Genomic DNA, 24,528 nt, shown 5'->3' on the forward strand with positions numbered 1-24,528 from the left:
AAGATGAGTAAGAACATTCATGACCAACGTATTCTAATACTAGATTTTGGCTCTCAATACACACAGCTAATCGCACGTCGTATTCGTGAAATTGGTGTTTACTGTGAATTGTGGAGCTGGGATGTTGATGAAGAAGACATCAAAGAGTTCAATCCAAACGGTATTATCCTTGCTGGTGGTCCTGAAAGCGTGATTGCAGAAGGTTCTCCTCGTGCACCTGAATATGTCTTCACTGCTGGTGTACCAGTATTAGGTATTTGTTACGGTATGCAGACTATGTCTCATCAATTAGGTGGCGCTGTCATCAAAGGTGAGGGTGAAGGTGAATTTGGTTATGCACAGGTAGAAGTACAAGCTGAATCAACTTTCTTTAAGTCAATCCAAGATGCTGTTTCAGACCAAGGTAAGACATTACTAGATGTGTGGATGAGTCACGGCGATAAAGTGTCTGCCATTCCTGCTGATTTTACTACAGTCGCTAATACAGCAACTTGTAAGTATGCTGCGATTGCTAATGAAGAAAAACGTTTTTACGGCGTGCAATTTCACCCAGAAGTTACACATACTACTCAAGGTGAAGCAATGCTTCGCAACTTCGTTGTGGATATTTGTGGCTGTGAAACACTATGGACTCCTGCATCAATCATTGACGATGCAGTAGCCCGTATGAAAGAACAAGTAGGCGATGATGAAGTTATCTTAGGTTTATCTGGTGGTGTTGATTCATCTGTAGTAGCAATGCTTTTACAGCGTGCGATTGGCGATAAGCTAACTTGTGTATTTGTTGATAACGGTTTATTGCGTTTAAACGAAGGCGCACAAGTGATGGAGATGTTTGGCGAAAAATTTGGTCTAAACATTGTTCATGTTAATGCGGAGCACCGTTTCTTAGAGCAAATGGCAGGTGAAAGCGATCCAGAAGCGAAGCGTAAAATTATTGGTCGTGTCTTTGTTGAAATTTTCGATGAAGAGTCTAAGAAATTATCAAATGCAAAATGGTTAGCTCAAGGCACTATTTACCCTGATGTTATTGAATCTGCAGCTTCTAAAAACGGTAAAGCACACGTCATTAAATCTCACCATAACGTAGGTGGATTACCGGATGATATGGCAATGGGTCTGGTAGAGCCATTACGTGAATTATTTAAAGATGAAGTACGTAAAATTGGTTTAGAACTAGGTTTACCGTATGACATGCTTTATCGTCACCCATTCCCTGGACCTGGTCTAGGTGTGCGTGTTTTAGGTGAAGTGAAGAAAGAGTACTGTGATCTATTACGTCGTGCAGATGCTATCTTCATTGAAGAATTACACAAAGCTGAGTTATACCATAAAGTAAGCCAAGCATTTGTAGTATTCCTACCGGTTCGTTCTGTAGGTGTGATGGGCGATTGTCGTAAATATGATTGGGTTGTTTCATTACGTTGTGTTGAAACTATCGATTTCATGACAGCACGTTGGTCACATCTACCATATGAGTTAATCGGTCATGTTTCTAACCGCATTATTAATGAAATTGATGGTATCTCACGAGTTGTGTACGATGTGTCAGGTAAACCACCTGCAACCATCGAATGGGAATAATCATTCCTGATTAACTACATGAACTGATGTGTAATTAATTGATGAAAAGGTGGCTTATTAGCCACCTTTTTTGTAGGTTCATTTTGTCAAAATTAAAGGAAACCCTGTGATTGATATGACTGGCTTATTACAAGGTGCTGAATTTATTAAAAGCCCTTTCTTTAACGAACGCCCTGACAATACCGATATTAGTTTATTAGTGATTCATTGTATTAGTCTGCCTGAAGGGCAGTTTGGTACGGAGCATGTAAAAAAACTTTTTACTGGTGAACTAGATTGTAAAGCAGACCCTAGTTTTGCTTGTTTAGAAGGGTTAGAAGTTTCTGCCCATTGTGTGATTCGTCGTGATGGTAAAGTAGAGCAATACGTGCCATTTGAACAACGTGCTTGGCATGCTGGCGTGTCTAGTTTTGATGGGGTGTATGGTTGTAATGATTTTTCCATTGGTATTGAGTTAGAAGGAACTGATCACACCAGTTATACTGAGGCTCAATATCGTTCACTAGCGCAAGTGACAGAGCAGATACAAAAAAATATCCACTTATTACCCAAGAGAGAATTGCTGCACACAGTGATATTGCACCGGGTAGAAAAACTGATCCAGGTAGTGAATTTGATTGGCAATATTATTTCAAATCACTGGCATCTTAATCTGAGTTTTATAATTGAAAACCTGCAATAACTAAAACCTAGATTGTAAGTACCTAATAATTAATATGTTTGTTATTACTTCTAAAAATGGTCATTTAATCATACATATTAAACTATCTGTTTTTCACTTTTTAATAATCACTACGAATCAGCGAGTAAACACTGTGATTACAGCTGTTAATCACAATAACCATCATAATTTCAGGGGCATTAAAAAAGATAAAAATCTAGACATAAATTGTTAATTTTGTTAATTTCTATAGTTAACTATTAAATTGGTAATACCATTTTACATTCGACTGTTATTTGCTCGTAACATTTACCGGTTACGTTTATATAATTTAAGGCTGTTATGACCTACGCAAAAATTAAACAACCTAAACTTGCTGATGTGATTGAATCACAGTTAGAAAGCATGATTTTAGAAGGGCGTTTAGAGCTGGTGAGAAGTTATTACCTGAGCGAGAATTAGCAAAACAGTTTGATGTATCTCGACCTTCTCTGCGTGAAGCAATTCAACGTTTAGAATCAAAGGGGTTGTTAACACGTCGTCAAGGCGGTGGTACTTACGTAAAAGAAGAATTGCGTAACCAATTGACCGATCCGTTATTCGAATTACTTAATTCGCATCCGGAATCTCAATATGATTTACTGGAATTTCGTCATGCCATTGAAGGGTTTTCTGCATATTATGCCGCGTTAAGAGGTACTTCTGATGATTTGCATAAAATAAAAACAACTTTCAATGCTATTGATATGGCAAATTCAGCTGGTAACATCGAACTAGAAATAGAATCGGTGGCTGAATTTTACCAAGCAGTTATCGAAGCATCACATAATGTTGTGTTTTTACATTTAGCGCGTGGCATCAAACCACTATTACAAAAAACATTTCAGATAACGTGAAACAGCTTTATTTATATCCAGAAGTTGCAAAAAAATTCATCAACATCGCTTCCAGTTAATGGAAGCTATTTTGTCTAAGCAGCCGATGAAAGCAAAAGAAGCATCGGATCAGCATCTACATTATATTGAAGAAACACGCTTGGTTATGTTGCGTGAAGAGAGTGCATTTAAACGTGAGTTAGGCGCTTTTAAAAATGACTTCCGCTTTATAGTATGGCGGATCAGCTTTGGCTGTTATTCATACTTATACTGATAATTATTTAGATTACTTATTGCCGAAATGGCATGCAGCGTGCTGTGAAGCAGGTAGTGTTTAATGTAAATAATTATACAAAAACGCTTGGCTTTCGAGCTGAGATTATCTAGTGATATAGAAGGAAAGTGTCATGACTGACATCTTAAAAGATATTGATGCACAAGAAACTTCTGAATGGCTTGAAGCATTAACAACCATTCTTGAAGATGAGGGCTCAGAACGTGCTCAATTTATCCTTGAGCAAGTGATGGAAAAAGCACGCGTTGAAGGTGTTAATTTGCCAACTGGCATTAACACTAACTACGTAAACACCATTGCGGCATCTGATCAACCAGCTTACCCTGGTGACCTTAAATTAGAGCAACGTATTCGTTCGATCATTCGTTGGAATGCGATTATGATTGTTATGCGTGCTTCTAAAAAAGACTTAGATCTTGGTGGCCACATGGCTTCTTACCAGTCTGCGGCTGCGTTTTATGAAGTATGTTTCAACCACTTCTTCCGTGCACCAAACGAAACTGATGGTGGTGATTTAGTTTATTACCAAGGTCATATCTCTCCTGGTATTTACGCACGTGCTTTCCTAGAAGGTCGTTTAACTGAAGAGCAATTAGATAACTTCCGTCAAGAAGTTGATGGTAAAGGTCTTCCTTCATACCCTCACCCTAAATTACTTCCAGAATTCTGGCAGTTCCCTACGGTATCTATGGGTCTAGGTCCAATCGCTGCAATTTACCAAGCGCGTTTCCTTAAATACCTTGATGGTCGTGGTTTAAAACAAACTGCTGCACAACGTGTTTACGCTTTCCTTGGTGATGGTGAGATGGATGAGCCGGAATCTCGTGGTTCATTATCATTCGCTTCACGTGAAAAACTAGATAACTTATGTTTCCTAATCAACTGTAACCTACAGCGTCTAGATGGTCCTGTAATGGGTAACGGTAGCATCATTCAAGAACTTGAAGGCCTATTCACAGGTGCGGGTTGGAATGTTGTTAAAGTTATCTGGGGCGGTAACTGGGATGCACTAATTGCAAAAGATTCGTCTGGTAAATTATTACAATTAATGGAAGAGACCGTTGATGGTGATTACCAAACATTTAAATCTAAAGACGGTGCTTACGTTCGTGAACATTTCTTTGGTAAATACCCAGAAACAGCAGCATTAGTCGCTGATATGACTGATGAAGAGATCTTTGCACTGAAACGTGGCGGTCATGACTCATCTAAACTATACGCTGCATTCAAAAACGCAGAAGATACAGCGGGTAAACCAACTGTGATCCTAGCTAAAACTGTTAAAGGTTACGGCATGGGCGCAGCGGCTGAGGGTAAAAACATTGCTCACGGCGTGAAGAAAATGAATGAAAACCACATTCAAACGCTACGTGATCGTTTAGGTCTACAAGATTTAATCTCTGACGAGAAAGCGGCGACACTTCCTTACCTAACGCTTGAAGAAGGTTCTGAAGAGTACAAATACCTTCACGGTAAACGTGAAGCATTAATGGGATACACACCTAAGCGTCTACCTAAGTTTACTGAAAAACTAGCTGTGCCAGAGTTAGATAAATTCTCTGCACTTTTAGGTGAACAGAAACGTGAAATTTCAACAACAATGGCTTACGTACGTATCCTAAATGTATTGTTGAAAGATAAAGGTATCGGTAAAAACATCGTACCAATCATCGCCGATGAAGCACGTACATTTGGTATGGAAGGTCTATTCCGTCAAGTTGGTATCTACAACCCACATGGTCAAGAATACACACCTGAAGACCGCGGCGTAGTGTCTTACTACAAAGAAGCAACTTCTGGTCAAGTATTACAGGAAGGTATTAACGAACTAGGTTCTATGTCTTCTTGGGTTGCTGCTGCAACATCATACAGTACAAATGACTTACCAATGATTCCATTCTACATCTACTACTCTATGTTTGGTTTCCAACGTATTGGTGATATGGCTTGGATGGCGGGTGACCAACAAGCACGTGGTTTCCTATTAGGTGCTACTGCTGGTCGTACTACCCTAAACGGTGAAGGTCTACAGCATGAAGATGGTCACAGCCATATTCAAGCTAATACTATCCCTAACTGTGTTTCATACGACCCAACGTTTGCTTACGAGTTAGCGGTTATCGTTCAAGACGGTATTGAGCGTATGTACGGTGAGAAACAAGAAAACGTATTCTATTACCTAACAGTAATGAACGAAAACTACGCAATGCCGGCTATGCCAGAAGGTGCTGAAGAAGGTATCCGTAAAGGTATCTACAAGTTTGATTCATTACCAGGTAAGAGCAAAGTACAACTACTAAGTTCAGGTACTATCATGAACGAAGTACGTGCTGCTGCAGCTATCCTAAGCGAAGAGTACGATGTTGCTTCTGATATCTTCTCTGTGACTTCATTCAATGAGTTAACACGTGACGGTCAAGACGTTGAACGTTACAACATGTTAAACCCTGAAGCAGAGCAAAAAACAGCTTACATTACTGATGTTTTAGGTACTGAGCCAACAATTGCTGCAACGGATTACATGAAAAACTATGCTGAGCAAGTACGTGCATTTGTACCTGCTGAGTCATACAAAGTACTTGGTACTGATGGTTACGGTCGAAGCGATAGTCGTGAAAACTTACGTCGTCACTTCGAAGTTAATGCTGGTTACGTTGTTGTTGCTGCACTAACTGAACTAGCTAAGCGTGGCGATGTTGAACGTAAAGTTGTAACAGAAGCGATTGCTAAGTTTGATATTGATGTAAACAAAATCAACCCATTATTTGCATAAATCAGTCTCGGTGTTAACACAAGTTAACACCGACTTTTATTGATTAGGAAAATTATTATGTCTGAATTAAAAGAATTTTTACTACCTGATATTGGTGCTGATGCGGCTGATATTACCGATATCTTAGTTGCAGTTGGCGATACTATCGCTGAAGACCAAGATGTATTAACGATTGAAGGTGACAAAGCGTCAATGGACGTACCTTCATCAGTTGCTGGTGTGGTTAAAGAGATCAAAGTAAACGTTGGTGACAGCGTTTCTGAAGGTGACCTAGTATTAATCGTTGAAGTAGCTGGTTCTGCCGCTGCTGAAACACCTGCGGCTGAAGAAGCTCCGGCGGCAGCACCAGCAGAAGCACCAGCGGTGGCTCCAGCTGCAGCGGCAACTGCTGTTAAAGAACTTTGTGTACCAGATATTGGTGGTGATGAAGTTGAAGTAACTGATATCCTAGTTGCTGTTGGTGACACCATTGCTGAAGACCAAGATGTAATCACTGTTGAAGGTGATAAAGCATCAATGGACGTTCCAGCACCATTCGGTGGTGTTGTTAAAGAAATTAAAATCGCAACTGGCGATAAAGTTTCTGAAGGTTCTTTAATCTTATTAGTTGAAGCTGAAGGCGAAGCTCCTGCAGCTGCACCATCAGCGCCTGCTGAAGCTCCTAAAGCGGCTGCACCAACTCCTGCTGCGGCGCCTAAAGCTGCACCAGCAAAAGCTGAAGTTGCTGTAAACAAAGAAATTAAAGCGTCTCCATCAGTTCGTCGTATCGCACGTGAATTTGATTTAGACCTAAACGTAATTGCTGCTTCTGGTCCTAAAGGACGTACAACTAAAGAAGACGTACAAAAATACGTTAAAGGCCAATTACAAGCGGCTAAATCTGGTGGCGCTGGCGGCTTAGCTGTAGCAGCTGCACCTAAAGTTGATTTTGCTAAATTTGGTGAAGTGGAAGTGAAAGAACTTTCTCGCATCCAAAAAATCTCTGGTCCTGCTTTACACCGTAACTGGGTGACTATCCCACACGTTACACAGTTCGATGAAGCGGATATCACTGAGCTAGAAGAGTTCCGTAAAGAGCAAAATGCAATCGCACTTAAACAAGATCTCAGGTGTTAAAATTAGCCCGTTAGTATTCATGATGAAAGCGGTAGCTAAAGCATTACAACAGTACCCTAACTTTAACTCTTCACTTTCTGAAGATGGTCAAAGCCTGATCCTGAAGAAATACTTCAACATCGGTATCGCAGTAGACACTCCAAACGGTCTAGTTGTACCAGTGGTTAAAGATGTATTAAACAAAGGTATTTTCGAAATCTGTCGCGATATCGCAGAGATCTCTAAGAAAGCACGTGCTGGTAAATTAACAGCTAAAGATATGCAAGGCGGTAGCATGACTATCTCTAGCCTTGGTGGTATCGGTGGTACGCAATTTACACCTATCGTTAATGCACCTGAAGTAGCTATCTTAGGCGTATCTAAATCAGCGATTAAACCACAATGGAACGGTAAAGAGTTTGAACCTCGTATGATGGTTCCTCTTGCACTTTCTTACGACCATCGTGTAATCGATGGTGCTGATGGTGCGCGCTTTATCACTGCTGTTAACAAGCACTTATCTGATTTACGTACATTAATCTTATAAACTTTGTTAACTAGGTCGGCAGTTATGCCGACCATTCATTTACATTCTATTAACATTTGAATAGACTAGAATTCTAATTCGAGTGTTCTTTTTTATAGAGGTCGTCATGAGTAAAGAAATTAAAGCGCAGGTTGTTGTATTAGGTTCTGGCCCAGTTGGATATTCTGCAGCATTCCGTGCAGCAGATTTAGGTCTAGAAACTGTATTAATCGAAAAATACGACACACTTGGTGGTGTTTGTTTAAATGTTGGTTGTATTCCTTCTAAAGCTCTTTTACATGTTTCTAAAGTAATTGAAGAAGCAAAAGCTTTATCTGAACACGGTGTATTATTTGGTGAACCATCTACAGATATCGATAAAATCCGTATCTGGAAAGAAAAAGTAGTTTCACAACTAACTGGTGGCCTTAAAGGTATGGCTAAAATGCGTAAAGTAACAACAGTAAATGGTTTTGGCCGTTTTACTGGCGCTAACACCATTGAAGCTACAAGTAGCGAAGGTGAAGTTACAACAGTTACTTTTGATAACGCAATCATTGCTGCGGGTTCTCGTCCTGTTAAATTACCATTCATTCCACATGATGACCCTCGTGTTTGGGATTCAACAGATGCACTAGAGCTTAAATCAGTGCCTAAACGTTTACTTATCTTAGGCGGTGGTATCATCGGTCTTGAAATGGGTACAGTATACAAATCACTAGGTTCAGATGTTGACGTTGTAGAATTTGCAGACCAATTAGTACCTGCAGCTGATAAAGATATCGTGCAAGTTTACACTAAGAAAGTTAAGAACAAATTCAACATCATGCTTGAAACTAAAGTGACAGCTGTTGATGCTAAAGAAGATGCGTTATACGTTTCTTTTGAAGGTAAAAATGCACCTGCTGAAGCAAAAGCTTACGATGCAGTATTAGTAGCGGTTGGTCGTGTACCAAACGGTCTATCACTAGATGCTGAAAAAGCAGGTATCACAGTGACTGAACGTGGTTTCATTGAAGTTGATAAGCAAATGCATACTAACGTACCGCATATCCATGCTATCGGTGATATTGTTGGTCAACCTATGTTAGCTCATAAAGGTGTGCATGAAGCGCATGTTGCTGCAGAAGTTATTGCAGGGAAAAAGCATTACTTTGACCCTAAAACAATTCCTTCAATTGCTTACACAGAGCCAGAAATGGCTTGGGTTGGTGTAACTGAAAAAGAAGCAAAAGAACAAGGTCTTAACTTCGAAAAATCAGTATTCCCATGGGCAGCTTCTGGCCGTGCAATCGCATCTGATTGTTCAGATGGTATGACTAAACTGATCTTTGATAAAGATACTCACCGCATTATCGGTGGTTCTGTAGTGGGTACTAACGCTGGTGAATTACTAGGTGAAATTGGCCTAGCAATTGAAATGGGTTGTGATGCAGAAGATATCGCATTAACTATCCATGCTCATCCAACACTACATGAGTCTGTTGGTCTAGCTGCTGAGATTTATGAAGGTTCAATTACTGATTTACCAAATGCTAAAGCGGTAAAACGTAAGTAATTAGATACTTCATCTACTATTTTAAAAGGCAACGCATAGCGTTGCCTTTTTTGTTTATATCGAAGTACTTATTTCCTACCGTTCTAGAAAACAGGTATTACCTTTCAGATTAAATATTTTCCAATCTAATTAATGCCAATAGAAAAGCAAATAAAGTGCAACGCTTTATCCTGCCTTGGTTTTTCCATAGTTGTTTCATTCATGAAATATTAAGCTATAAACTAAGATTTAATGGGAAAACTTTATATTGGCTTGAATTAAAAAGGAGCTCGTCAATTATTAATTAACAATTAATGAAATTTATTTTCCTTTCAGCCGCTCTACTAAAGCGACGTCTAATTAACAAAAAATAAAGTATTTCTTATTTGCATGTTTTATAAACTATCCTATAGTTAATTTTACTGATGTTATTTTTATCAAATTATGATTGCGCATGAATGTGTTTGTGTTTTTACCTTAATTTGATAATATGATTCTGATTAAATATAAGAGACTACCAAAGTAGTCCGCAAATAAAATAAAAAATCGCCTATCCACTGGAACTGGCATTATGATTAAAAATTAAAAAATGGGTACTACTATGTTAGAAAAAAGTTTAGTTGTGGGTGAATTCCACATTGATACGAGTCAAAACAGTTTGATTCACGGTAACCGTAAAGTGTACTTAGGTCCTTTACGTACCTCTCTTTACATTTCTTATGCAAAAACGTTAATACAGTTGTAACACGTGAAGACCTTGCTCAACACGTTTGGGGTCGTCTAGTGACTGACCATACTATTAACCAACATATCTCTCAACTACGTAAAAGCGTAGGAACATTAAGCCTTCACGGCCTTAATATTTCTACGATTCCAAAACGTGGTTATATTGCTCGTATGGAAGGCCTGACTGTTTCTGACAATGCAGTGTCTCCAATTGCGCAGGGTGAAAGCACTGCGAATGCTATCACTAGCATGAAAGTACTGATTGTTGAAGGTGCAGCAGAAGGCCGTATTCAACTTATCGAGCAATTAGAAGCATTAAACGTTTCCTACGTTGAAGGTGTTGCTACAACACTAGAAGCTGAGCGTTCAATTGCACTACAAGACTTCGATTTAATTATCGTTGATGCACTATTACCTGATTACTCTGGTCTTGAATTAATTAAAGCAATTCGTACTGGACAAACTTCTGCAGCTGCAGACATCAGTATCTTAAACTCTCATCACGATGTACAACGTGAACTATTAGGCCTAAACAGCTTATTAGATGTACAAGGTTTATTATTAAAACCATTTGAGTCAAAACCGTTTGAAACAGATGTTAATGGTAGCAAGCAAATCAAATGTACTACTAAAACCACAAGCAGCTTATGAATTAGTACCAACTAATGTTGTATCTGCGGATTTTAAGGTAGCAGTTAACAGTTAATTTTACTGCTTACATTTAAAACCATAAAAACCCTTACTCACCAAGTAAGGGTTTTTTTATCCCTTGAATTTATAATACTCGATTATATTATACCAATTGTATTAAATAACTGATTCTAAATTTTGCGCCGGAAAAATGGCTTAGTTTGAGGCGTAAGTTGATGTAAATGGTTGTTCCCTATACGAAACTTACAACGAAAAAATAAGTTGTTTTAACAAGTAAAATAGATCAGTTACTTACTATGATTGGTATTAATGGTGTGATTGCTAATATATCAATTACATTTAAGAAGTGATTGGTATTATACTCCTGTCCATATTTTTAAGCATAGAGACAACAAGATGGAATTCGATTTCAAAAAAGACTACTTTAGCGATAAAGCAACGGTCAAGCTATCAATGGGACATGAAGCTTTTGGTACTTGGTTAGAGCAGGAAGGGCAGAAAAAACAGTGGGTAGAAGCTCTCTTAGTCGCGATCTCGGATTTACAGCTGCGAGAAATAACAGAATATAAATTAATTGGTGATGAGTTTGCGCTTTACCTCACCACAGAAGAAGCGAGTATTACCAACCATAGTTTACATATGGCAGGGTCTGACTTAGATGAAGCCAATGATTTGAATTTTTATGATCAAGAGATCGAAGCTGAGTGTGGTTTAGAGGACTTTACGAATCTAATTGAGTCCTGGTTAGAATTTATTTAATAATTTTGCAATGAACCATAACGACTACATATGAGTCGTTATGGGATTCATCATTTAATGGCGTAATACTAGGGTAGCCATACCTAAGAATGAAAATAGACCAATCACATCGGTTACAGTGGTTAATGCCATACCACCGGCCAAAGCGGGGTCTATTTTATATTTATGCATTAACAATGGAATACAAACTCCAGCGATACCTGCAATGGACAGGTTAATAAACATTGCTCCAGCAATAATATAACCGACCTGCATATCACCTTTCCAAAGCACTACGGCAGTGGCTACTAGAATTGCCCAAATCATACCGTTCAATAAACCGATCGCTGCTTCTTTACCAATTAACCATCGTGTATTGCTACCACTAATATGCCCAACAGCAATACCGCGAATAACCAAGGCTAAGGTTTGGTTACCAGCGATGCCTCCCATGCTTGGCACGATTGTCATCAATACGGCCAATGTGGCGACTTGCTCTAAGGTTGCTTCAAACATATTTGAAACAGAGGCTGCGATAAACGCGGCCATCAAATTTACTGATAACCAAACAGTACGACGTTTGGCACTGGGTAAGATAGGTGCAAAGGTATCTTCATCATCATCCATACCGGCCATACCCATCATCGAGTGTTCGGCATTTTCTCGGATAATATCAACAATATCATCGATAGTAATACGGCCGAGTAGTTGCCGGTCGTCATCAATCACTGGTGCGGAGATCCAATCATGTCGTTCAAACAGTTTAGCTATCTCATTCTCTTCCATTAATGCTTGAAGTGGCTCGGTATCATGATTCATGACATCGCCAATAATAGAAGTGGGTTCCTCTGTGAGTAATGTAGATAATGACACATCGCCTAATAGCTTGTTGTCGGTATCCACTACATATAAAGCATCGGTTGTATCAGGTAGTGAGCCTTTCAAACGTAAATAGCGCAATACCACTTCAATAGTCACGTCTGGACGGACTGTAGTGGTGTCTGTATTCATGATTGAACCGGCAGTATCTTCTGGATACGCTAAGGCCAGTTCGACACGTTGTCTATCTTGTGTGTCCATTTGCTCCAAAACAGCACGGTAAACGCTATCTGGGATACCACGCAGGACATAGGCTAGGCCATCGGTTTCCATGCCTTCTGTTGCGGCTACGAGGTTATCCGTGCCCATCAGGTTGATGATGCCATCTTTAGCATCTTCATTTAGCTCTTCTAGGATCTCACCATGTTGGTCATGGTCAGTGAGATTCCAAAGTACTTTACGGTAAGCAGGTGGCGAGGACTCTAAGAGAAAGGCAACATCGCAGGCAGGCATTTTATCTAAAATACTGCGTGCTAAAACAAACATACCACTTTCAAGGGCTTTTTTTACTTCTTGAAGTCGCAGCTGGGTATTATCGACTTTAGTGTTTTCCAGCATACTAACTCCTATAATTATTCTTCTTCTAAAAATTTATTTTCGATCAGTTCGGTAACGGCTAGCATCGCCTCTTCTGCTTGTGCGCCTTGCGCTTCGATCTCTATCTCTTGACCAAAACAGGTTTCCAGCACTAATAAGCCTAAAACACTGCCTGCATCGGCTTTTTTATCATTGTGTGTGATGGTGATTTGAGCATCAAAAGCATTGACAAGTTCAACTAATTTGATGGTAGCGCGTGTATGTAAGCCTAATTTATTTTTTATTGTAATTGTTTGCTTAATGATATCCAACCGGAACTACTCCTTTAAACATTTATGTTCTATTTGTACTTGGTATTTGTGCTTAAAGCGCGCGGCAATTTGCTCCGTAACATATACAGATCGATGTTTGCCACCGGTGCAGCCAATAGCAATGGTGACATAATTACGGTTATTTTGCTCTAAGTGAGGTAACCAATTTAAAAATAGGTTTTCGATATTAATAATGGTTTCTTTGACTAATGGAAAAGCGCTTAAATAATCTTGAATGACCTTATCTTTACCCGTGTATACCTTTAACTCTTTTTCCCAGTAAGGATTGGGTAGGAAGCGTACATCAAACATATAATCAGCATCTTCAGGGTGTGTATATTTATAACCAAAGGATTGAAAAATGATGAGGAGATTACTTTTTGTTGAACCTTGTAAATAGACTTTTAGGTGCTCATTTAAATTATGTATCGACAGAGAAGTGGTATCAACTGAGAAGGCCGCCATCGATTTTAATGGTGCCAAAATCTTATTTTCCAACTCTAATGCTTGAGATAAAGAGTACTTTTGCTTGGAAAGAGGGTGTAAGCGGCGCGTTTCACTATAACGTCTAATTAACTCACTGGTTAATGCATCGATATAGATAATTTCTAATTCAACTTTGCCTTGCAATGAAATGATCAGATCTTCTATCTGCTCAACTTCCCTTGGCATATTACGCACATCAAGGGTAACAGCAACTTTATTGTCCTTAGGATCTAAAGTATCAATTAGTTGCTCAAGTAATTGGTAGGGCACACCGTCGATACAGTTGTAACCTAGGTCTTCGAGAACATGAAGTGCAATTGTTTTTCCTGAGCCAGAGCGACCACTTATAACAATTAATTTCATATTTTCACCTTTTACTTTATAGCGTTAGTAATTCAAATAACTCTGTTGCGTTGTCTGCGCTGCGTAATTGACGCAAGAATTGTTTGTCCAATAACTTTTGACTTATCTCTGATAGTGCAGAAAGATATTGTTTGCAAAGGTCTTCCGGCACAAAAATAGCGAATAGTATATCCACTTTATTACCGTCGTATGAATCATAATCGATACCTGTTTCACATTGCAAAAAGACAGCTGTAGCGGGTAGCTCACTAGAAATTTTGACATGTGGAATAGCAATCCCAGATCCAACACCTGTTGACCCAATTTTCTCTCGTGCAATTAAGCTTTCGAATAGTTCATGGGCATCTAAATCGAGTTCTTTTGCTGCGATAAGGCTGATTTTTTCTAGTGCGCCTTTTTTGCTTGTGCAAGCTGTTTTACAGAATACTGATTGTTGATTTAATAGAGTAGATATTTTCATAATAATAGTTAACTGTATTTAATGGACGCGCGAGTTTATCAGGTTCGCATTAAATGACTATAGTTAATCCTTATTTATTTGCATTACTTCTTGGTTCAAAGTAATTGTTTACGTTGATTAGAAGGTGGAATTCCTAAGGATTCACGATATTTAGCAATAGTACGTCTAGCTACCTTGATCCCTTTTTCTTCTAATAACTGGGTGATTTTATTGTCGCTTAAGGGTTTTGTGGTGATTTCTGCAGAGACCAATTTTTTAATTAAAGCACGTATAGCGGTTGATGAGCATTCGCCGCCCCCATTGGTTGCTACATGGCTAGAGAAGAAAAACTTCAACTCATAAATACCACGAGGAGTATGCATAAATTTTTGAGTCGTAACACGTGAAATGGTCGACTCATGCATTTCTACTTCGAAGGCAACGTCATTAAGTACCATGGGTTTCATAGACTCATCGCCATATTCAAAGAAGGCCTGTTGTTGTTGCACAATACAGTTAGCTACCTTTAATAAGGTTTCATTGCGGTTTTCTAAGCTTTTAATAAACCATTTTGCTTCTTGTAAATGACCCTTTATAAATTGTGAATCATTTTTACTGATATTACCCGTACACATACTTGCGTATTGTTGGTTAATCGATAAATTCGGGTCACAATCTTGATTAAGGGAAACACGCCATTGCCCATTAATTTTTTTAACGTAAACGTCTGGCACGATATATTGCGTTTCACTGGTTTCTACACGATTACCAGGGCGTGGCTCTAAACTTTGAATTAAACGCATTATCTCAGCTAATTGAGATTCTTTTAACTTACTTTTTCTTGCCAGTGTGCGGTAATCTCTGTTTCCAAGTAGATCCATATACTGTTCCAGTATTTGGATAGCTTCATCACGCCAAGGTGTTGTTTCTGAAAGTTGACGTAATTGTATTTGTAAACATTCTTGAGTGGTGCGCGCCGCAACACCTAATGGGTCAAAATGTTGAATGCGTTTTAGTACCACTTCCACTTCATCCAACTCTAATTCTTCTAAGTCAGTTTGTAGGCTTTCTAATATGCTTTCACAGTCTGTGGTGAGATAACCTGATTCATCAATGGAATCGATGATCGCCATCGCGATAATTTGGTCTGTTTCAGTAAAAGGGGTAAGTTGCATTTGCCATAATAGATGGTCTTGTAATGAGGTAGATGATTCACCTTGATATAAAGTGTTCTCACCTTCATAGGCTACTGCATTAGAGCTAGTACCAGTGATCGGCGTTGAGTTGTATGATTCTTCCCACTCTTTTTCTGCAGGTAGGTCATCGGAGAACTCTTGCTGAGTAATCGCTTCAGTGGTATCTAATGCGCTGCTATCTGCTTCTTTAACAGTATCTTCAGATCCTGTTTGGTCGTCTTGTTCAAGAAGAGGGTTAGAGTCCAAAGCGTTTTGGATCTCCTGTTGCAGATCTAATGTTGAAAGCTGCAATAGTTTTATTGCTTGTTGTAATTGAGGGGTCATCGCTAATTGCTGACCCATTTTCAATTGTAAACCCTGTTTCATCAAAACATATCTTCCTGAACGTATGGCAATTATTTAAAGTTTAAACTCTTCACCTAGATAAACGCGTTTCACATGATCATTTGCCAGAATCTCATCCTGTGTACCCACAGCAATAATTTCTCCGTGGCTTACTATATAGGAATGTTCACAAACATCTAACGTTTCTCTAACATTATGGTCGGTGATTAATACACCTAAGCCACGATCACGTAATTGTTGAATAATATTTTTTATATCAATTACCGAAATCGGGTCAACACCAGCGAAAGGTTCATCAAGTAGAATAAATTTTGGTTCTGTGGCTAGTGCGCGTGCAATCTCTACACGACGGCGCTCTCCACCCGATAAACTCATCCCTTTATTATCACGAATATGAGTAATATGAAACTCTTCTAAAAGAGTGTTCAGTTTCTCTTCGCGTTGTTTTTGTGTCAATTCTTTACGGGTCTGTAAAATACCCATGATATTTTCTGTTACCGTTAAACGTCTAAAAATGGACGCTTCTTGTGGTAAATAACCAATGCCTTTTTGTGCTCGAATATGCATCGGGTTGCTAGAGATATCTTCATCATCAATAACAATGGTGCCTTGATCTTGTTTAACCAAACCAACCACCATATAAAAAGAGGTGGTTTTACCAGCACCATTAGGGCCAAGTAACCCTACAATTTCGCCGGTTTTGACTGTAAGACCAACACCATTTACTACGGTACGCCCTTTATAGCTCTTAACTAAGCCTGTTGCGCATAACTCTGCCATATTAATTAACCGCCTGTATTTGAGGTTGAGTCACTGTTTTTATCTTTTTCAAATTGCGAAGGCAAAAAGATGGTTTTTACGCGCTCTTTAGTATTCTGATCGGTGCTTACATTAAGTTCTTGAGTGGCTAAGAAGTATTCTATTTCAGCACCATTTACTTGGCTATCTAATTGTTTTACTTGTGCATTATCGGTTAATGTTATCTTACCTGCTGCTACATCATAGGTAATTTTATTCGCCTCTGCATCTAATGGTTTACCATCGTCTTGTATTTGATGGAAAACGGAGGTTTTACCTTCTGCAATCATCAATTCATGATTAGGTTTTTCACCTCGAATAACCGTCAATTTATCAGCTGTGATCTTAATCGAACCTTGAGTTAATAAAACTTCATCAGTGAAAGTGATCGTGTTGGTTTTTAAGCTAGCATGTTGCTTTACTGAAGAAACATGAATAGGTTGGTTATAATCAGACTCTAATGCAATCACATTGGCATTAAACAATGAAATGCTTAGTAAGCATGCTAATTTATTTAGGTTCATTAAAGTACACCGCTTTTATATTCGAATTAAGTTTCATCTCTTCGCCTTCTATCGACGCCCACATACCAACACCTTCATGTTTCAGTTGTGGTCCTGTCCAAGTCACTTTTAAGTCACTGGTGATCACTTTAGTATCCAGCATTATTGTTGCTTGTGCAGTGGACATCGTCTGCACTATTTGATCTTCTGTTAGGTTCTTAATAAACACATTGCCTGATAATAATAGGTTATTTTTTTCTTTTAATGTGCCTTTGATACTGGTGAGTTGCCAAATAGTGACCACACCCGTCTCTTTGTCTTTATGGTAGATGACTACTTTAGGATGTTCAAACAAGGTTGAATCATCTTCTGGGTAGTTAGTGGCTTTATCAGCAAAGACGCGATAATCATTAAAACCAGTTTGGTCATAATGATTACTCTGTAAGTCATCTGCTATATAACTTGGGTGATGATCTGGTAACGCAGGGTATTCAGTGTCCGTTGTAAAGTAGACCCAAACCGCACAGGCGATAAACAGGACAATAAAAGGGATGCTCTGTCGTTTGTTCATTTATTCGCTTTTACCTTGTGTCATAGCAAGTTGTCCATGACATTGTAAAAATAGATCGCACACTTCACGCACTGCGCCAAATCCACCTTTTACTGTAGTGATTAAATCTGCTTTTTGTAGCACCAGAGGATGGGCATCATTGACCGCAATACCTAAGCCAGATAATTGCATCACCGGCAGATCAACCACATCATCACCGATATAAGCTGTTTGCTCTGGCGTTAAATCTAATTGCGCCAATAGTGTTTTGTACACGGTAAGTTTATCGTCTTTACCTTGAAAAATATGTTGTACACCTAAGGCAGACATTCTATTACTGACAATGTTCGATTGACGACCTGTAATAATCGCGACTTCAATACCTTGTTTCATAATCGCCTTAAGCCCAAAGCCATCTTTTGTATGGAAGGCTTTTAACTCTTCTCCGTCATTACCTAGGTAAATGCGACCATCTGAAAAACACCATCAACATCGCAAACAAACAGTTTTATTTTTTGTGCGCGTTGAAAGTTATCTTGGCTGATTTTTCCATAGGGGGTATCTATCATTTATCGACTCTTTTATTAAATACAGCAAATCTATTATCAAAATATCAAAGTCCGCAAAGGATCGCGAGCATTGTTTATGGTAATCAATTTATGAAATCAAAATATGTGCCAATCATAACAAGAGTGTCTCATATTACATAGATTAAACGCTATTAATGTTACTATTAATCTGAACATCACCGAAACTTACAGGGATATAATTTGTCTGTAATATTGAAAAAATGGAATTGCACCTGCTAAGTTTCGCTTATTTATGATTTTAAAGGTAAAATCCAACCCAAATCGTTATTTATCTCGATTCTGACTGATTGTTTAAGTTCTATCATTGGCTTATCGATCAAACTAAACTTTCTTTTCATAGAGAAAAGGTATTTATGTCAACACAACATATTGTAATTAATCAACTTAGTTTCAAGCGACAAGAAAAAAGCATATTTGAGAATATAGATATGCAGTTTGAGCAGGGGAAAATTACTGCAGTACTAGGGCCAAGTGGTATCGGTAAAACGACCCTGTTAAAATTGATTGGTGGACAAATTCCTGCTGATGGTGGTGAAGTACTGTTTAATGGTACTTCTATTCATAATTGTTCTGAAAAAGCGTTATATGAAGCGCGCAAAAAAATGGGCATGCTATTTCAAAGTGGGGCGTTGTTTAATGACCTAACAGTATTTGAAAATGTCGCTTTTCCACTTAGAGAACATACACAGTTAGATGAAAAATTATTATCTACCCTAGTATTAATGAAACTACAGGCAGTTGGTTTACGTGGTGCTAAAGATCTTTATCCATCACAACTTTCTGGTGGTATGGCAAGACGTGTAGCATTGGCGCGTGCTATTGCCTTAGACCCTGAAGTGGTTATGTATGATGAACCCTTTACAGGCCAAGATCCTATTTCAATGAATGTATTATTGAAATTAGTGAAGCAATTAAATGATACATTAGGCTTAACCTCTATTATTGTTTCTCATGATGTTAATGAGGTGCTGTCTATTGCTGATAACGTGTATGTCTTTGCTGAGCATAAAATTATTGCGCAGGGCTCTGTACAAGAAGTCTTAGCGCAAAAAGATAATGCGTTGTTGCAACAATTTTTAGCCGGTGCTGTGCAAGGACCTGTGCCTTTCCACCTTCCTGCAAGTGATTACCTAGTAGACTTAAAAGAGGCCAATCAATAATGGGTTCATTTTTACAATCGATTGGGGCTTATACGATACAGTTAATTCAACGTGCGGGTAAATCTGCATTAATGTTTTACCGTACTTTGTTCACTAAGCCTCATCCTAAGTTATTTCATCTTACTGTCGCTCAGGTATTCCATCTCGGTATTTTATCCTTACCTATTATTGTGACGGCAGGTTTATTTATCGGCATGGTACTGAGTTTACAAGGGTATTATGTTTTAGTGGATTATGCGGCGGAAGAGAGTTTAGGTAGCATGGTGGCATTATCACTACTACGTGAACTTGGGCCCGTTGTTGCTGCCTTACTATTTGCTGGGCGAGCAGGGTCTGCATTAACTGCTGAAATTGGCTTGATGCAAAGTACTGAGCAAATTGCCAGTATGGAAATGATGGCGGTTTCTCCTTTGAAACGTGTCATCGCACCGCGTTTAATTGCCGGCATTATCGCACTACCTTTATTAACATTATTATTTAATGTGGTGGCAATATGGGGCGGTTATTTAATCGGTGTGAGTTGGATGGGCATTGATGGCGGTGCTTTTTGGTCAGTAATGGAAGGCAGTGTTAATTTCATTCCTGATGTTGGCAATGGTATGATCAAAAGTCTTATCTTTGCGTTAATTGTTACTTGGGTTGCTTTATATAATGGTTTCCACACTGTGCCAAATGCACAGGGAATTAGTAGAGCAACAACAAAAACTGTAGTACTAGCTTCGTTACTTGTTTTAGGAATGGACTTTTTACTGACTGTTATTATGTTTGGGGGCTAGAATGTCACAGAGAAAATTAGAAATTTGGGTTGGTTTATTCGTTGTTGCTGCGATTGCAGCGTTTGCTATTTTGTCCTTTAGTGTGGCTGGCTTGTCTTTTAAAGGCGAAGGCAATAGTTACACGCTTGAAGCGAACTTTAGTAATGTAGGCGGTCTAAAACCTCGTGCTCCTGTTAAGTTAGGTGGTGTGGTAGTAGGACGTGTTGAGTCTATCTCCTTGGATAAAGACACTTACACTCCATTAGTTAAATTATCTATGTATGAAGATCAAGGTTACTTCCCTGAAACTTCATCACTTGCAATCTTAACCTCTGGTTTATTGGGAGAGCAATACATAGGCATTAAACCTGGTTTTATTGATGATGGTATTGAGATGCTAGGCGATGGTGATGCCATTGAAGATACTAAATCAGCATTAGTATTAGAAGACCTGATTGGTCAGTTTATCTATTCTATTAATAAGGACGACTAACATGCGTTTATTTATTTCTATTATTGCTCTTGTTTATTCATTATCATTTTCAGTATTTGCTGCTGAAACAGATACTGCTTTAACAGATCCAAATCAAACATTAAAAACCTTATCAAAACAAACTTTTACACGTTTAGAGAGTGAAAGAACTAAACTAGCAGAACACCCTGAATATATTAAAGTCATTATTAATGAGGAACTACTTCCTTATTTCGATTACAAGTATGCGGCATACAGTGTGGTAGGCGCTAATTTAAAAAACACGACTGCTGAACAGCGTAACAACTTTGTTGATGCATTCCGTACTTACTTAGTTAATGCCTATGGTCATATATTAATTAAATATGACGAGCAGACGATCACTATACTCGATAATAATAATTTTAAGGGTAAGAAAATCGTCAACATTCCTGTTAGAATGCGCGACAACAATGGTCAAGTAACACAGTTGAGCTTCAAGTTACGTAAAAACAAAAAAACCGGTGAATGGAAGGTTTATGATGTGATTGCGGAAGGTATCAGTATGTTAGATACCAAACGAACGGAGTTTGGTTCATTAATACAGAAACAAGGTATTGATGAAGTGATTAAGCTGCTACTAGAAAAAAATGATGAGTTTGAATCATGAGTAGTCGCTTTGTCCTTGAACGAGATTTATTACTTGCTGGTTTAAGCCAGCAAGCTTATCCCAAGATAGCAACTTACCACAGTGTAAAGCATCTTGAACTATCGCATTTAGAGAATGTTGACTCAGCAGGCGTCGCATATTTAGTGCAAATTAAAACACAATTTCCAGCGCTTCTGATGGTTAATGCTTCAGCTAAACTACAGGTATTAGCTGAGCTTTACGGTGTTGAAAACCTTTTTGAAAAATAGTGGTTGTATATGAATACAGAGATAATTAAAGAAAAATTAGAAAAAGCCCTTACATTAGATGTTTGTATTGTTAAAGGTGAAAGTGGCACTTTTCAAGTGATTGCTGTGAGCGACATGTTTATTGATATGAATCGCGTTAAAAAGCAACAAACCATTTATGCTCATTTATCTGAAGAGATTGCAAGTAATGCAATCCATGCCTTAACGATTAAAGCGTTAACGCCAGATGAGTGGCAAAAACAAAAACATTTTATTTAGTTCGTTAATAGGGATTTTCATGGGTCAATTTATTATTCAAGGTGGCTGCCAATTGAATGGCGAGGTTACTATTTCTGGGGCAAAAAACGCCGCATTACCAATCTTATTTGCTACTTTATTATCTGAAGGGGACATCAATTTAAGTAATGTTCCGCTATTAAAAGATATTTCGACCACACTTGAGTTATTACAAGAGTTGGGCGCGACGGCAAGTCAAGATAAGCACCTAGTACATATTAACGCAAAAGATGTTAAAAATTATACTGCTTCATACGAGCTAGTAAGAAGTATGCGTGCTTCTATCTTAGCACTAGGTCCATTAGTTGCTCGTTTCGGTGAAGCTGATATTTCATTACCTGGTGGTTGCGCTATTGGTGCTCGCCCTGTGAACTTACATATTCACGGTTTAGAGCAAATGGGAGCAACAATTAAAGTAGAAGATGGTTTTATCAAAGCGCGTGTTGATGGCCGTTTAAAAGGTTGTCACTTATACATGGACCTAGTGAGTGTTACCGGTACGGGTAATCTGATGATGGCAGCAGCATTAGCGGAAGGTGTAACCACCATTGAGAATGCAGCAAAAGAGCCTGAGATTGTAGATCTCGCTAACTTCATTAATGGCATGGGTGGTAAAATCACTGGTGCTGGTACAGATACTATCGTGATTGAAGGTGTTGAGAAGTTAGGTGATTGCGCTTACCAAGTACAACCTGACCGCATTGAAACAGGTACTTTCTTAGTTGCTGGAGTAGTAAGTGGTGGTAAAGTGCGTTGTGTTAAAACTGACCCGCATCTACTAACGGCAGTAATATCTAAATTAGAAGAAGCTGGTGCGCTAGTAACAACAGGTGATGATTGGATAGAAGCTGATATGACTGATCGTACTTTAAAATCAGTGAATATTACAACAGCACCGCATCCGGCTTTCCCAACCGATATGCAAGCGCAATTTACTTTATTGAATACAGTAGCACCGGGTACAGGTCGTATTAAAGAGAACATCTTTGAAAACCGCTTTATGCATGTGCCTGAATTAATTCGTATGGGGGCTAACATTGAGCTAGATGGTAACTTAGCGATTTGTGGTGACAATGATAAGTTAAGTGGAGCAACGGTAATGGCAACGGACCTACGTGCTTCAGCGAGCTTGGTTATTGCAGGTTTAATTGCACAAGGTGAAACAACTGTTGATGAAATTTATCATATCGATCGTGGTTATGAAGCCATTGAAGATAAGTTAATTCCATTAGGTGCAAAAATGCGCCGTGTAGAATGCTAACCTATTATTAAATAGTGTTATTCTCTAAAAAAAGAAAGCCTCGGCTTTCTTTTTTTGTTTGTGCAATCAGGTATCAATAAAGCATTAATAACAGGTTATTGTTGTAACTCTCCGATACGCACATTTAATACGCGCTCTTTACCTTTTCTGATAATGGTGATTTCGGTTTCTGTGCCTGGCTTGATATTCGCTATCTTATCCATTGTAAGGAGTAGGTTAACCGCATCTTTATTATCGATTTTTAAGATAATATCATTTTTTAACATACCGGCTTTTTGTGCTGGTCCACCTTCAGTGATCTTCTTAACAATAATACTGTTTTTAGCCTCTAAGCCCCATAAGCGAGCTACCAGTGGATCCAGGTTTTCGGCTTCAATACCTAGGGAACCACGGATCACACGACCGTCTTTAATAATCCCTTGCATCACGCGACTGGCTAATCGATAAGGAATAGCAAAACTAATTCCGTAGGTGACATTACTATTGCCGGTATAAAACTCTGAGGTATTAATACCCACCAGTTCGCCTCGGCTATTAATTAAAGCACCACCAGAGTTACCCTCATTAATCGCGGCATCGGTCTGGATAAAGTCTTGACGACCAGTACTACTCATTCCACCACGGCCCGTTGCGCTGATCACTCCCTGGGTAATGGTTTGTCCTAGGTTATAAGGATTACCAATGGCTAATACCACATCGCCTATTTCTGGTGTGTAGTCGGCATTTTGTGGCATAACTGGTAAATCTTCGCCATCTATCTGTAATACGGCGAGATCTGTGATCACATCGCTACCAATAATATTAGCAGTAAATAAACGACCATCCTGCAAGGCGATCAGGATTTGGTCTGCTTGAGCAATTACGTGGTGGTTAGTTAAAATATGTCCCCCAGCATCCAGTATGATCCCCGAGCCTAAGCCAGTAGGTTGTAATTGTTGTTTAGTGCCAAGGCTGGAATCAATATATTGCTGTGAGTAAATATTTACCACAGAAGGCGCTGATTTTTTGACGGCGTCAGAATAGCTGATGATATCAGGTAACTGAACCTCATTATTGGTGAAATGTTTCAGTATAGTTGGGCTATAAATAATCACAGCCGCAAGAAACAATCCCCACAGAATAGGTTTCACGAGATAATTTGAAAAGTGCTTTAGCTTCATATCTTGTAATAATTAATAATTAATAGTTAATATAAAAATGGAGGTTCAGTATATAGAAAAGTTGAGGCAGGAGAAAAATACTTTTTATT

General features: G+C 38.7%; 22 protein-coding genes and 5 pseudogenes. 17 read left to right on the forward strand and 10 right to left on the reverse strand.

What is annotated here, in order from left to right:
• Positions 1 to 3: 3 nt before the first annotated feature.
• The 10 genes and pseudogenes from guaA (at position 4) to ACLKL2_RS15750 (ending at position 11,482) form a co-directional block, all read left to right on the forward strand.
• The gene (guaA, locus tag ACLKL2_RS15705) at positions 4 to 1,584 is read left to right on the forward strand and encodes a glutamine-hydrolyzing GMP synthase (protein WP_413692428.1); all 1,581 of its coding nucleotides are present in this window, start codon (positions 4 to 6) and stop codon (positions 1,582 to 1,584) included.
• 115 nt (positions 1,585 to 1,699) lie between these two features.
• Positions 1,700 to 2,235: pseudogene (gene ampD, locus ACLKL2_RS15710) on the forward strand (1,6-anhydro-N-acetylmuramyl-L-alanine amidase AmpD).
• A gap of 352 nt (positions 2,236 to 2,587) precedes the next feature.
• Positions 2,588 to 3,394: pseudogene (gene pdhR / locus ACLKL2_RS15715) on the forward strand (pyruvate dehydrogenase complex transcriptional repressor PdhR).
• 133 nt (positions 3,395 to 3,527) lie between these two features.
• Positions 3,528 to 6,188, forward strand: a complete 2,661-nt coding sequence (gene aceE / locus ACLKL2_RS15720) for a pyruvate dehydrogenase (acetyl-transferring), homodimeric type (RefSeq protein WP_113818859.1) — start codon at positions 3,528 to 3,530, stop codon at positions 6,186 to 6,188.
• A gap of 57 nt (positions 6,189 to 6,245) precedes the next feature.
• Positions 6,246 to 7,830 (forward strand): annotated as a pseudogene (gene aceF, locus ACLKL2_RS15725) (dihydrolipoyllysine-residue acetyltransferase).
• A 106-nt stretch (positions 7,831 to 7,936) separates the two neighbouring features.
• The gene (gene lpdA / locus ACLKL2_RS15730; RefSeq protein ID WP_413692429.1) at positions 7,937 to 9,367 is read left to right on the forward strand and encodes a dihydrolipoyl dehydrogenase; all 1,431 of its coding nucleotides are present in this window, start codon (positions 7,937 to 7,939) and stop codon (positions 9,365 to 9,367) included.
• Positions 9,368 to 9,947: 580 nt separating this feature from the next.
• Complete coding sequence (locus tag ACLKL2_RS15735) at positions 9,948 to 10,091, forward strand: hypothetical protein (protein ID WP_413692430.1); 144 nt, start codon at positions 9,948 to 9,950, stop codon at positions 10,089 to 10,091.
• Positions 10,092 to 10,114: 23 nt separating this feature from the next.
• Positions 10,115 to 10,177: pseudogene (locus ACLKL2_RS15740) on the forward strand (hypothetical protein); the annotation flags it as partial.
• 66 nt (positions 10,178 to 10,243) lie between these two features.
• A complete protein-coding gene (locus ACLKL2_RS15745) occupies positions 10,244 to 10,723 on the forward strand; it encodes a response regulator (RefSeq protein WP_413694345.1) in 480 nt (159 codons plus the stop codon).
• A 396-nt stretch (positions 10,724 to 11,119) separates the two neighbouring features.
• Positions 11,120 to 11,482, forward strand: coding sequence for a YacL family protein (locus ACLKL2_RS15750; protein WP_413692431.1), 363 nt, complete (start codon positions 11,120 to 11,122; stop codon positions 11,480 to 11,482).
• Positions 11,483 to 11,536: 54 nt separating this feature from the next.
• Here ACLKL2_RS15750 and mgtE read toward each other — a convergent pair whose 3' ends face one another.
• The 9 genes and pseudogenes from mgtE to kdsC all read right to left on the reverse strand — a co-directional run bounded on the left by mgtE (position 11,537) and on the right by kdsC (position 18,437).
• Positions 11,537 to 12,898: a magnesium transporter gene (gene mgtE / locus ACLKL2_RS15755; protein WP_113819774.1), complete on the reverse strand. Its 1,362-nt coding sequence runs from the start codon at positions 12,896 to 12,898 to the stop codon at positions 11,537 to 11,539.
• A 14-nt stretch (positions 12,899 to 12,912) separates the two neighbouring features.
• Positions 12,913 to 13,188, reverse strand: a complete 276-nt coding sequence (locus ACLKL2_RS15760; RefSeq protein WP_113819775.1) for an HPr family phosphocarrier protein — start codon at positions 13,186 to 13,188, stop codon at positions 12,913 to 12,915.
• Between the two features lie 6 nt (positions 13,189 to 13,194).
• Positions 13,195 to 14,037: an RNase adapter RapZ gene (rapZ, locus tag ACLKL2_RS15765; protein WP_113819776.1), complete on the reverse strand. Its 843-nt coding sequence runs from the start codon at positions 14,035 to 14,037 to the stop codon at positions 13,195 to 13,197.
• Between the two features lie 16 nt (positions 14,038 to 14,053).
• Positions 14,054 to 14,497 carry a PTS IIA-like nitrogen regulatory protein PtsN gene (gene ptsN, locus ACLKL2_RS15770; RefSeq protein ID WP_113819777.1) on the reverse strand — a complete coding sequence of 148 codons (444 nt, stop codon included), beginning with the start codon at positions 14,495 to 14,497 and terminating at the stop codon, positions 14,054 to 14,056.
• Positions 14,498 to 14,592: 95 nt separating this feature from the next.
• Entirely contained in the window at positions 14,593 to 16,038 is a 1,446-nt protein-coding gene (locus ACLKL2_RS15775; protein ID WP_113820293.1) for an RNA polymerase factor sigma-54, read from the reverse strand.
• A gap of 33 nt (positions 16,039 to 16,071) precedes the next feature.
• The gene (lptB, locus tag ACLKL2_RS15780; RefSeq protein WP_113820294.1) at positions 16,072 to 16,797 is read right to left on the reverse strand and encodes an LPS export ABC transporter ATP-binding protein; all 726 of its coding nucleotides are present in this window, start codon (positions 16,795 to 16,797) and stop codon (positions 16,072 to 16,074) included.
• 5 nt (positions 16,798 to 16,802) lie between these two features.
• Positions 16,803 to 17,339, reverse strand: coding sequence for a lipopolysaccharide transport periplasmic protein LptA (lptA, locus tag ACLKL2_RS15785; RefSeq protein ID WP_113820295.1), 537 nt, complete (start codon positions 17,337 to 17,339; stop codon positions 16,803 to 16,805).
• Positions 17,326 to 17,889, reverse strand: coding sequence for an LPS export ABC transporter periplasmic protein LptC (gene lptC / locus ACLKL2_RS15790; protein WP_113820296.1), 564 nt, complete (start codon positions 17,887 to 17,889; stop codon positions 17,326 to 17,328). Before lptC ends, lptA begins: the two co-directional genes overlap by 14 nt.
• Positions 17,890 to 18,437, reverse strand: a pseudogene (gene kdsC / locus ACLKL2_RS15795) (3-deoxy-manno-octulosonate-8-phosphatase KdsC).
• 374 nt (positions 18,438 to 18,811) lie between these two features.
• Between kdsC and ACLKL2_RS15800 the strand changes: the two are divergent.
• The 7 genes from ACLKL2_RS15800 to murA are packed head-to-tail and all read left to right on the forward strand — an operon-like array spanning position 18,812 to position 23,279.
• Positions 18,812 to 19,618 (forward strand): ATP-binding cassette domain-containing protein, encoded by an 807-nt coding sequence (locus ACLKL2_RS15800; protein WP_413692432.1) that lies wholly within the window; start codon positions 18,812 to 18,814, stop codon positions 19,616 to 19,618.
• Positions 19,618 to 20,394: a lipid asymmetry maintenance ABC transporter permease subunit MlaE gene (gene mlaE / locus ACLKL2_RS15805; RefSeq protein ID WP_113820299.1), complete on the forward strand. Its 777-nt coding sequence runs from the start codon at positions 19,618 to 19,620 to the stop codon at positions 20,392 to 20,394. Before ACLKL2_RS15800 ends, mlaE begins: the two co-directional genes overlap by 1 nt.
• 1 nt (position 20,395) lies before the next feature.
• Entirely contained in the window at positions 20,396 to 20,866 is a 471-nt protein-coding gene (mlaD, locus tag ACLKL2_RS15810) for an outer membrane lipid asymmetry maintenance protein MlaD (protein WP_413692433.1), read from the forward strand.
• A gap of 1 nt (position 20,867) precedes the next feature.
• Positions 20,868 to 21,494 carry an MlaC/ttg2D family ABC transporter substrate-binding protein gene (locus ACLKL2_RS15815; protein ID WP_413692434.1) on the forward strand — a complete coding sequence of 209 codons (627 nt, stop codon included), beginning with the start codon at positions 20,868 to 20,870 and terminating at the stop codon, positions 21,492 to 21,494.
• Positions 21,491 to 21,742: a hypothetical protein gene (locus tag ACLKL2_RS15820; RefSeq protein WP_113820302.1), complete on the forward strand. Its 252-nt coding sequence runs from the start codon at positions 21,491 to 21,493 to the stop codon at positions 21,740 to 21,742. Before ACLKL2_RS15815 ends, ACLKL2_RS15820 begins: the two co-directional genes overlap by 4 nt.
• A gap of 9 nt (positions 21,743 to 21,751) precedes the next feature.
• Positions 21,752 to 22,000, forward strand: a complete 249-nt coding sequence (locus ACLKL2_RS15825) for a BolA family protein (RefSeq protein WP_113820303.1) — start codon at positions 21,752 to 21,754, stop codon at positions 21,998 to 22,000.
• 19 nt (positions 22,001 to 22,019) lie between these two features.
• Positions 22,020 to 23,279 (forward strand): UDP-N-acetylglucosamine 1-carboxyvinyltransferase, encoded by a 1,260-nt coding sequence (murA, locus tag ACLKL2_RS15830; RefSeq protein WP_413692435.1) that lies wholly within the window; start codon positions 22,020 to 22,022, stop codon positions 23,277 to 23,279.
• 95 nt (positions 23,280 to 23,374) lie between these two features.
• Here murA and degS read toward each other — a convergent pair whose 3' ends face one another.
• On the reverse strand, positions 23,375 to 24,409 hold the full coding sequence (gene degS / locus ACLKL2_RS15835) for an outer membrane-stress sensor serine endopeptidase DegS (RefSeq protein ID WP_413692436.1): 1,035 nt from the start codon (positions 24,407 to 24,409) through the stop codon (positions 23,375 to 23,377).
• Positions 24,410 to 24,528 lie beyond the last annotated feature (119 nt).

Origin of the sequence: Psychromonas sp. KJ10-2 (assembly GCF_047323255.1) — a bacterium.
Lineage (GTDB): Bacteria > Pseudomonadota > Gammaproteobacteria > Enterobacterales > Psychromonadaceae > Psychromonas.

Coding starts and splice junctions, on each gene's coding strand:
- guaA (WP_413692428.1), top strand. CDS start 4: ATGAGTAAGAACATTCATGACCAACGTATTCTAATACTAGATTTTGGC.
- aceE (WP_113818859.1), top strand. CDS start 3,528: ATGACTGACATCTTAAAAGATATTGATGCACAAGAAACTTCTGAATGG.
- lpdA (WP_413692429.1), top strand. CDS start 7,937: ATGAGTAAAGAAATTAAAGCGCAGGTTGTTGTATTAGGTTCTGGCCCA.
- ACLKL2_RS15735 (WP_413692430.1), top strand. CDS start 9,948: ATGTTAGAAAAAAGTTTAGTTGTGGGTGAATTCCACATTGATACGAGT.
- ACLKL2_RS15745 (WP_413694345.1), top strand. CDS start 10,244: ATGGAAGGCCTGACTGTTTCTGACAATGCAGTGTCTCCAATTGCGCAG.
- ACLKL2_RS15750 (WP_413692431.1), top strand. CDS start 11,120: ATGGAATTCGATTTCAAAAAAGACTACTTTAGCGATAAAGCAACGGTC.
- mgtE (WP_113819774.1), bottom strand. CDS start 12,898: ATGCTGGAAAACACTAAAGTCGATAATACCCAGCTGCGACTTCAAGAA.
- rapZ (WP_113819776.1), bottom strand. CDS start 14,037: ATGAAATTAATTGTTATAAGTGGTCGCTCTGGCTCAGGAAAAACAATT.
- ptsN (WP_113819777.1), bottom strand. CDS start 14,497: ATGAAAATATCTACTCTATTAAATCAACAATCAGTATTCTGTAAAACA.
- ACLKL2_RS15775 (WP_113820293.1), bottom strand. CDS start 16,038: ATGAAACAGGGTTTACAATTGAAAATGGGTCAGCAATTAGCGATGACC.
- lptB (WP_113820294.1), bottom strand. CDS start 16,797: ATGGCAGAGTTATGCGCAACAGGCTTAGTTAAGAGCTATAAAGGGCGT.
- lptA (WP_113820295.1), bottom strand. CDS start 17,339: ATGAACCTAAATAAATTAGCATGCTTACTAAGCATTTCATTGTTTAAT.
- lptC (WP_113820296.1), bottom strand. CDS start 17,889: ATGAACAAACGACAGAGCATCCCTTTTATTGTCCTGTTTATCGCCTGT.
- ACLKL2_RS15800 (WP_413692432.1), top strand. CDS start 18,812: ATGTCAACACAACATATTGTAATTAATCAACTTAGTTTCAAGCGACAA.
- mlaE (WP_113820299.1), top strand. CDS start 19,618: ATGGGTTCATTTTTACAATCGATTGGGGCTTATACGATACAGTTAATT.
- mlaD (WP_413692433.1), top strand. CDS start 20,396: ATGTCACAGAGAAAATTAGAAATTTGGGTTGGTTTATTCGTTGTTGCT.
- ACLKL2_RS15815 (WP_413692434.1), top strand. CDS start 20,868: ATGCGTTTATTTATTTCTATTATTGCTCTTGTTTATTCATTATCATTT.
- ACLKL2_RS15820 (WP_113820302.1), top strand. CDS start 21,491: ATGAGTAGTCGCTTTGTCCTTGAACGAGATTTATTACTTGCTGGTTTA.
- ACLKL2_RS15825 (WP_113820303.1), top strand. CDS start 21,752: ATGAATACAGAGATAATTAAAGAAAAATTAGAAAAAGCCCTTACATTA.
- murA (WP_413692435.1), top strand. CDS start 22,020: ATGGGTCAATTTATTATTCAAGGTGGCTGCCAATTGAATGGCGAGGTT.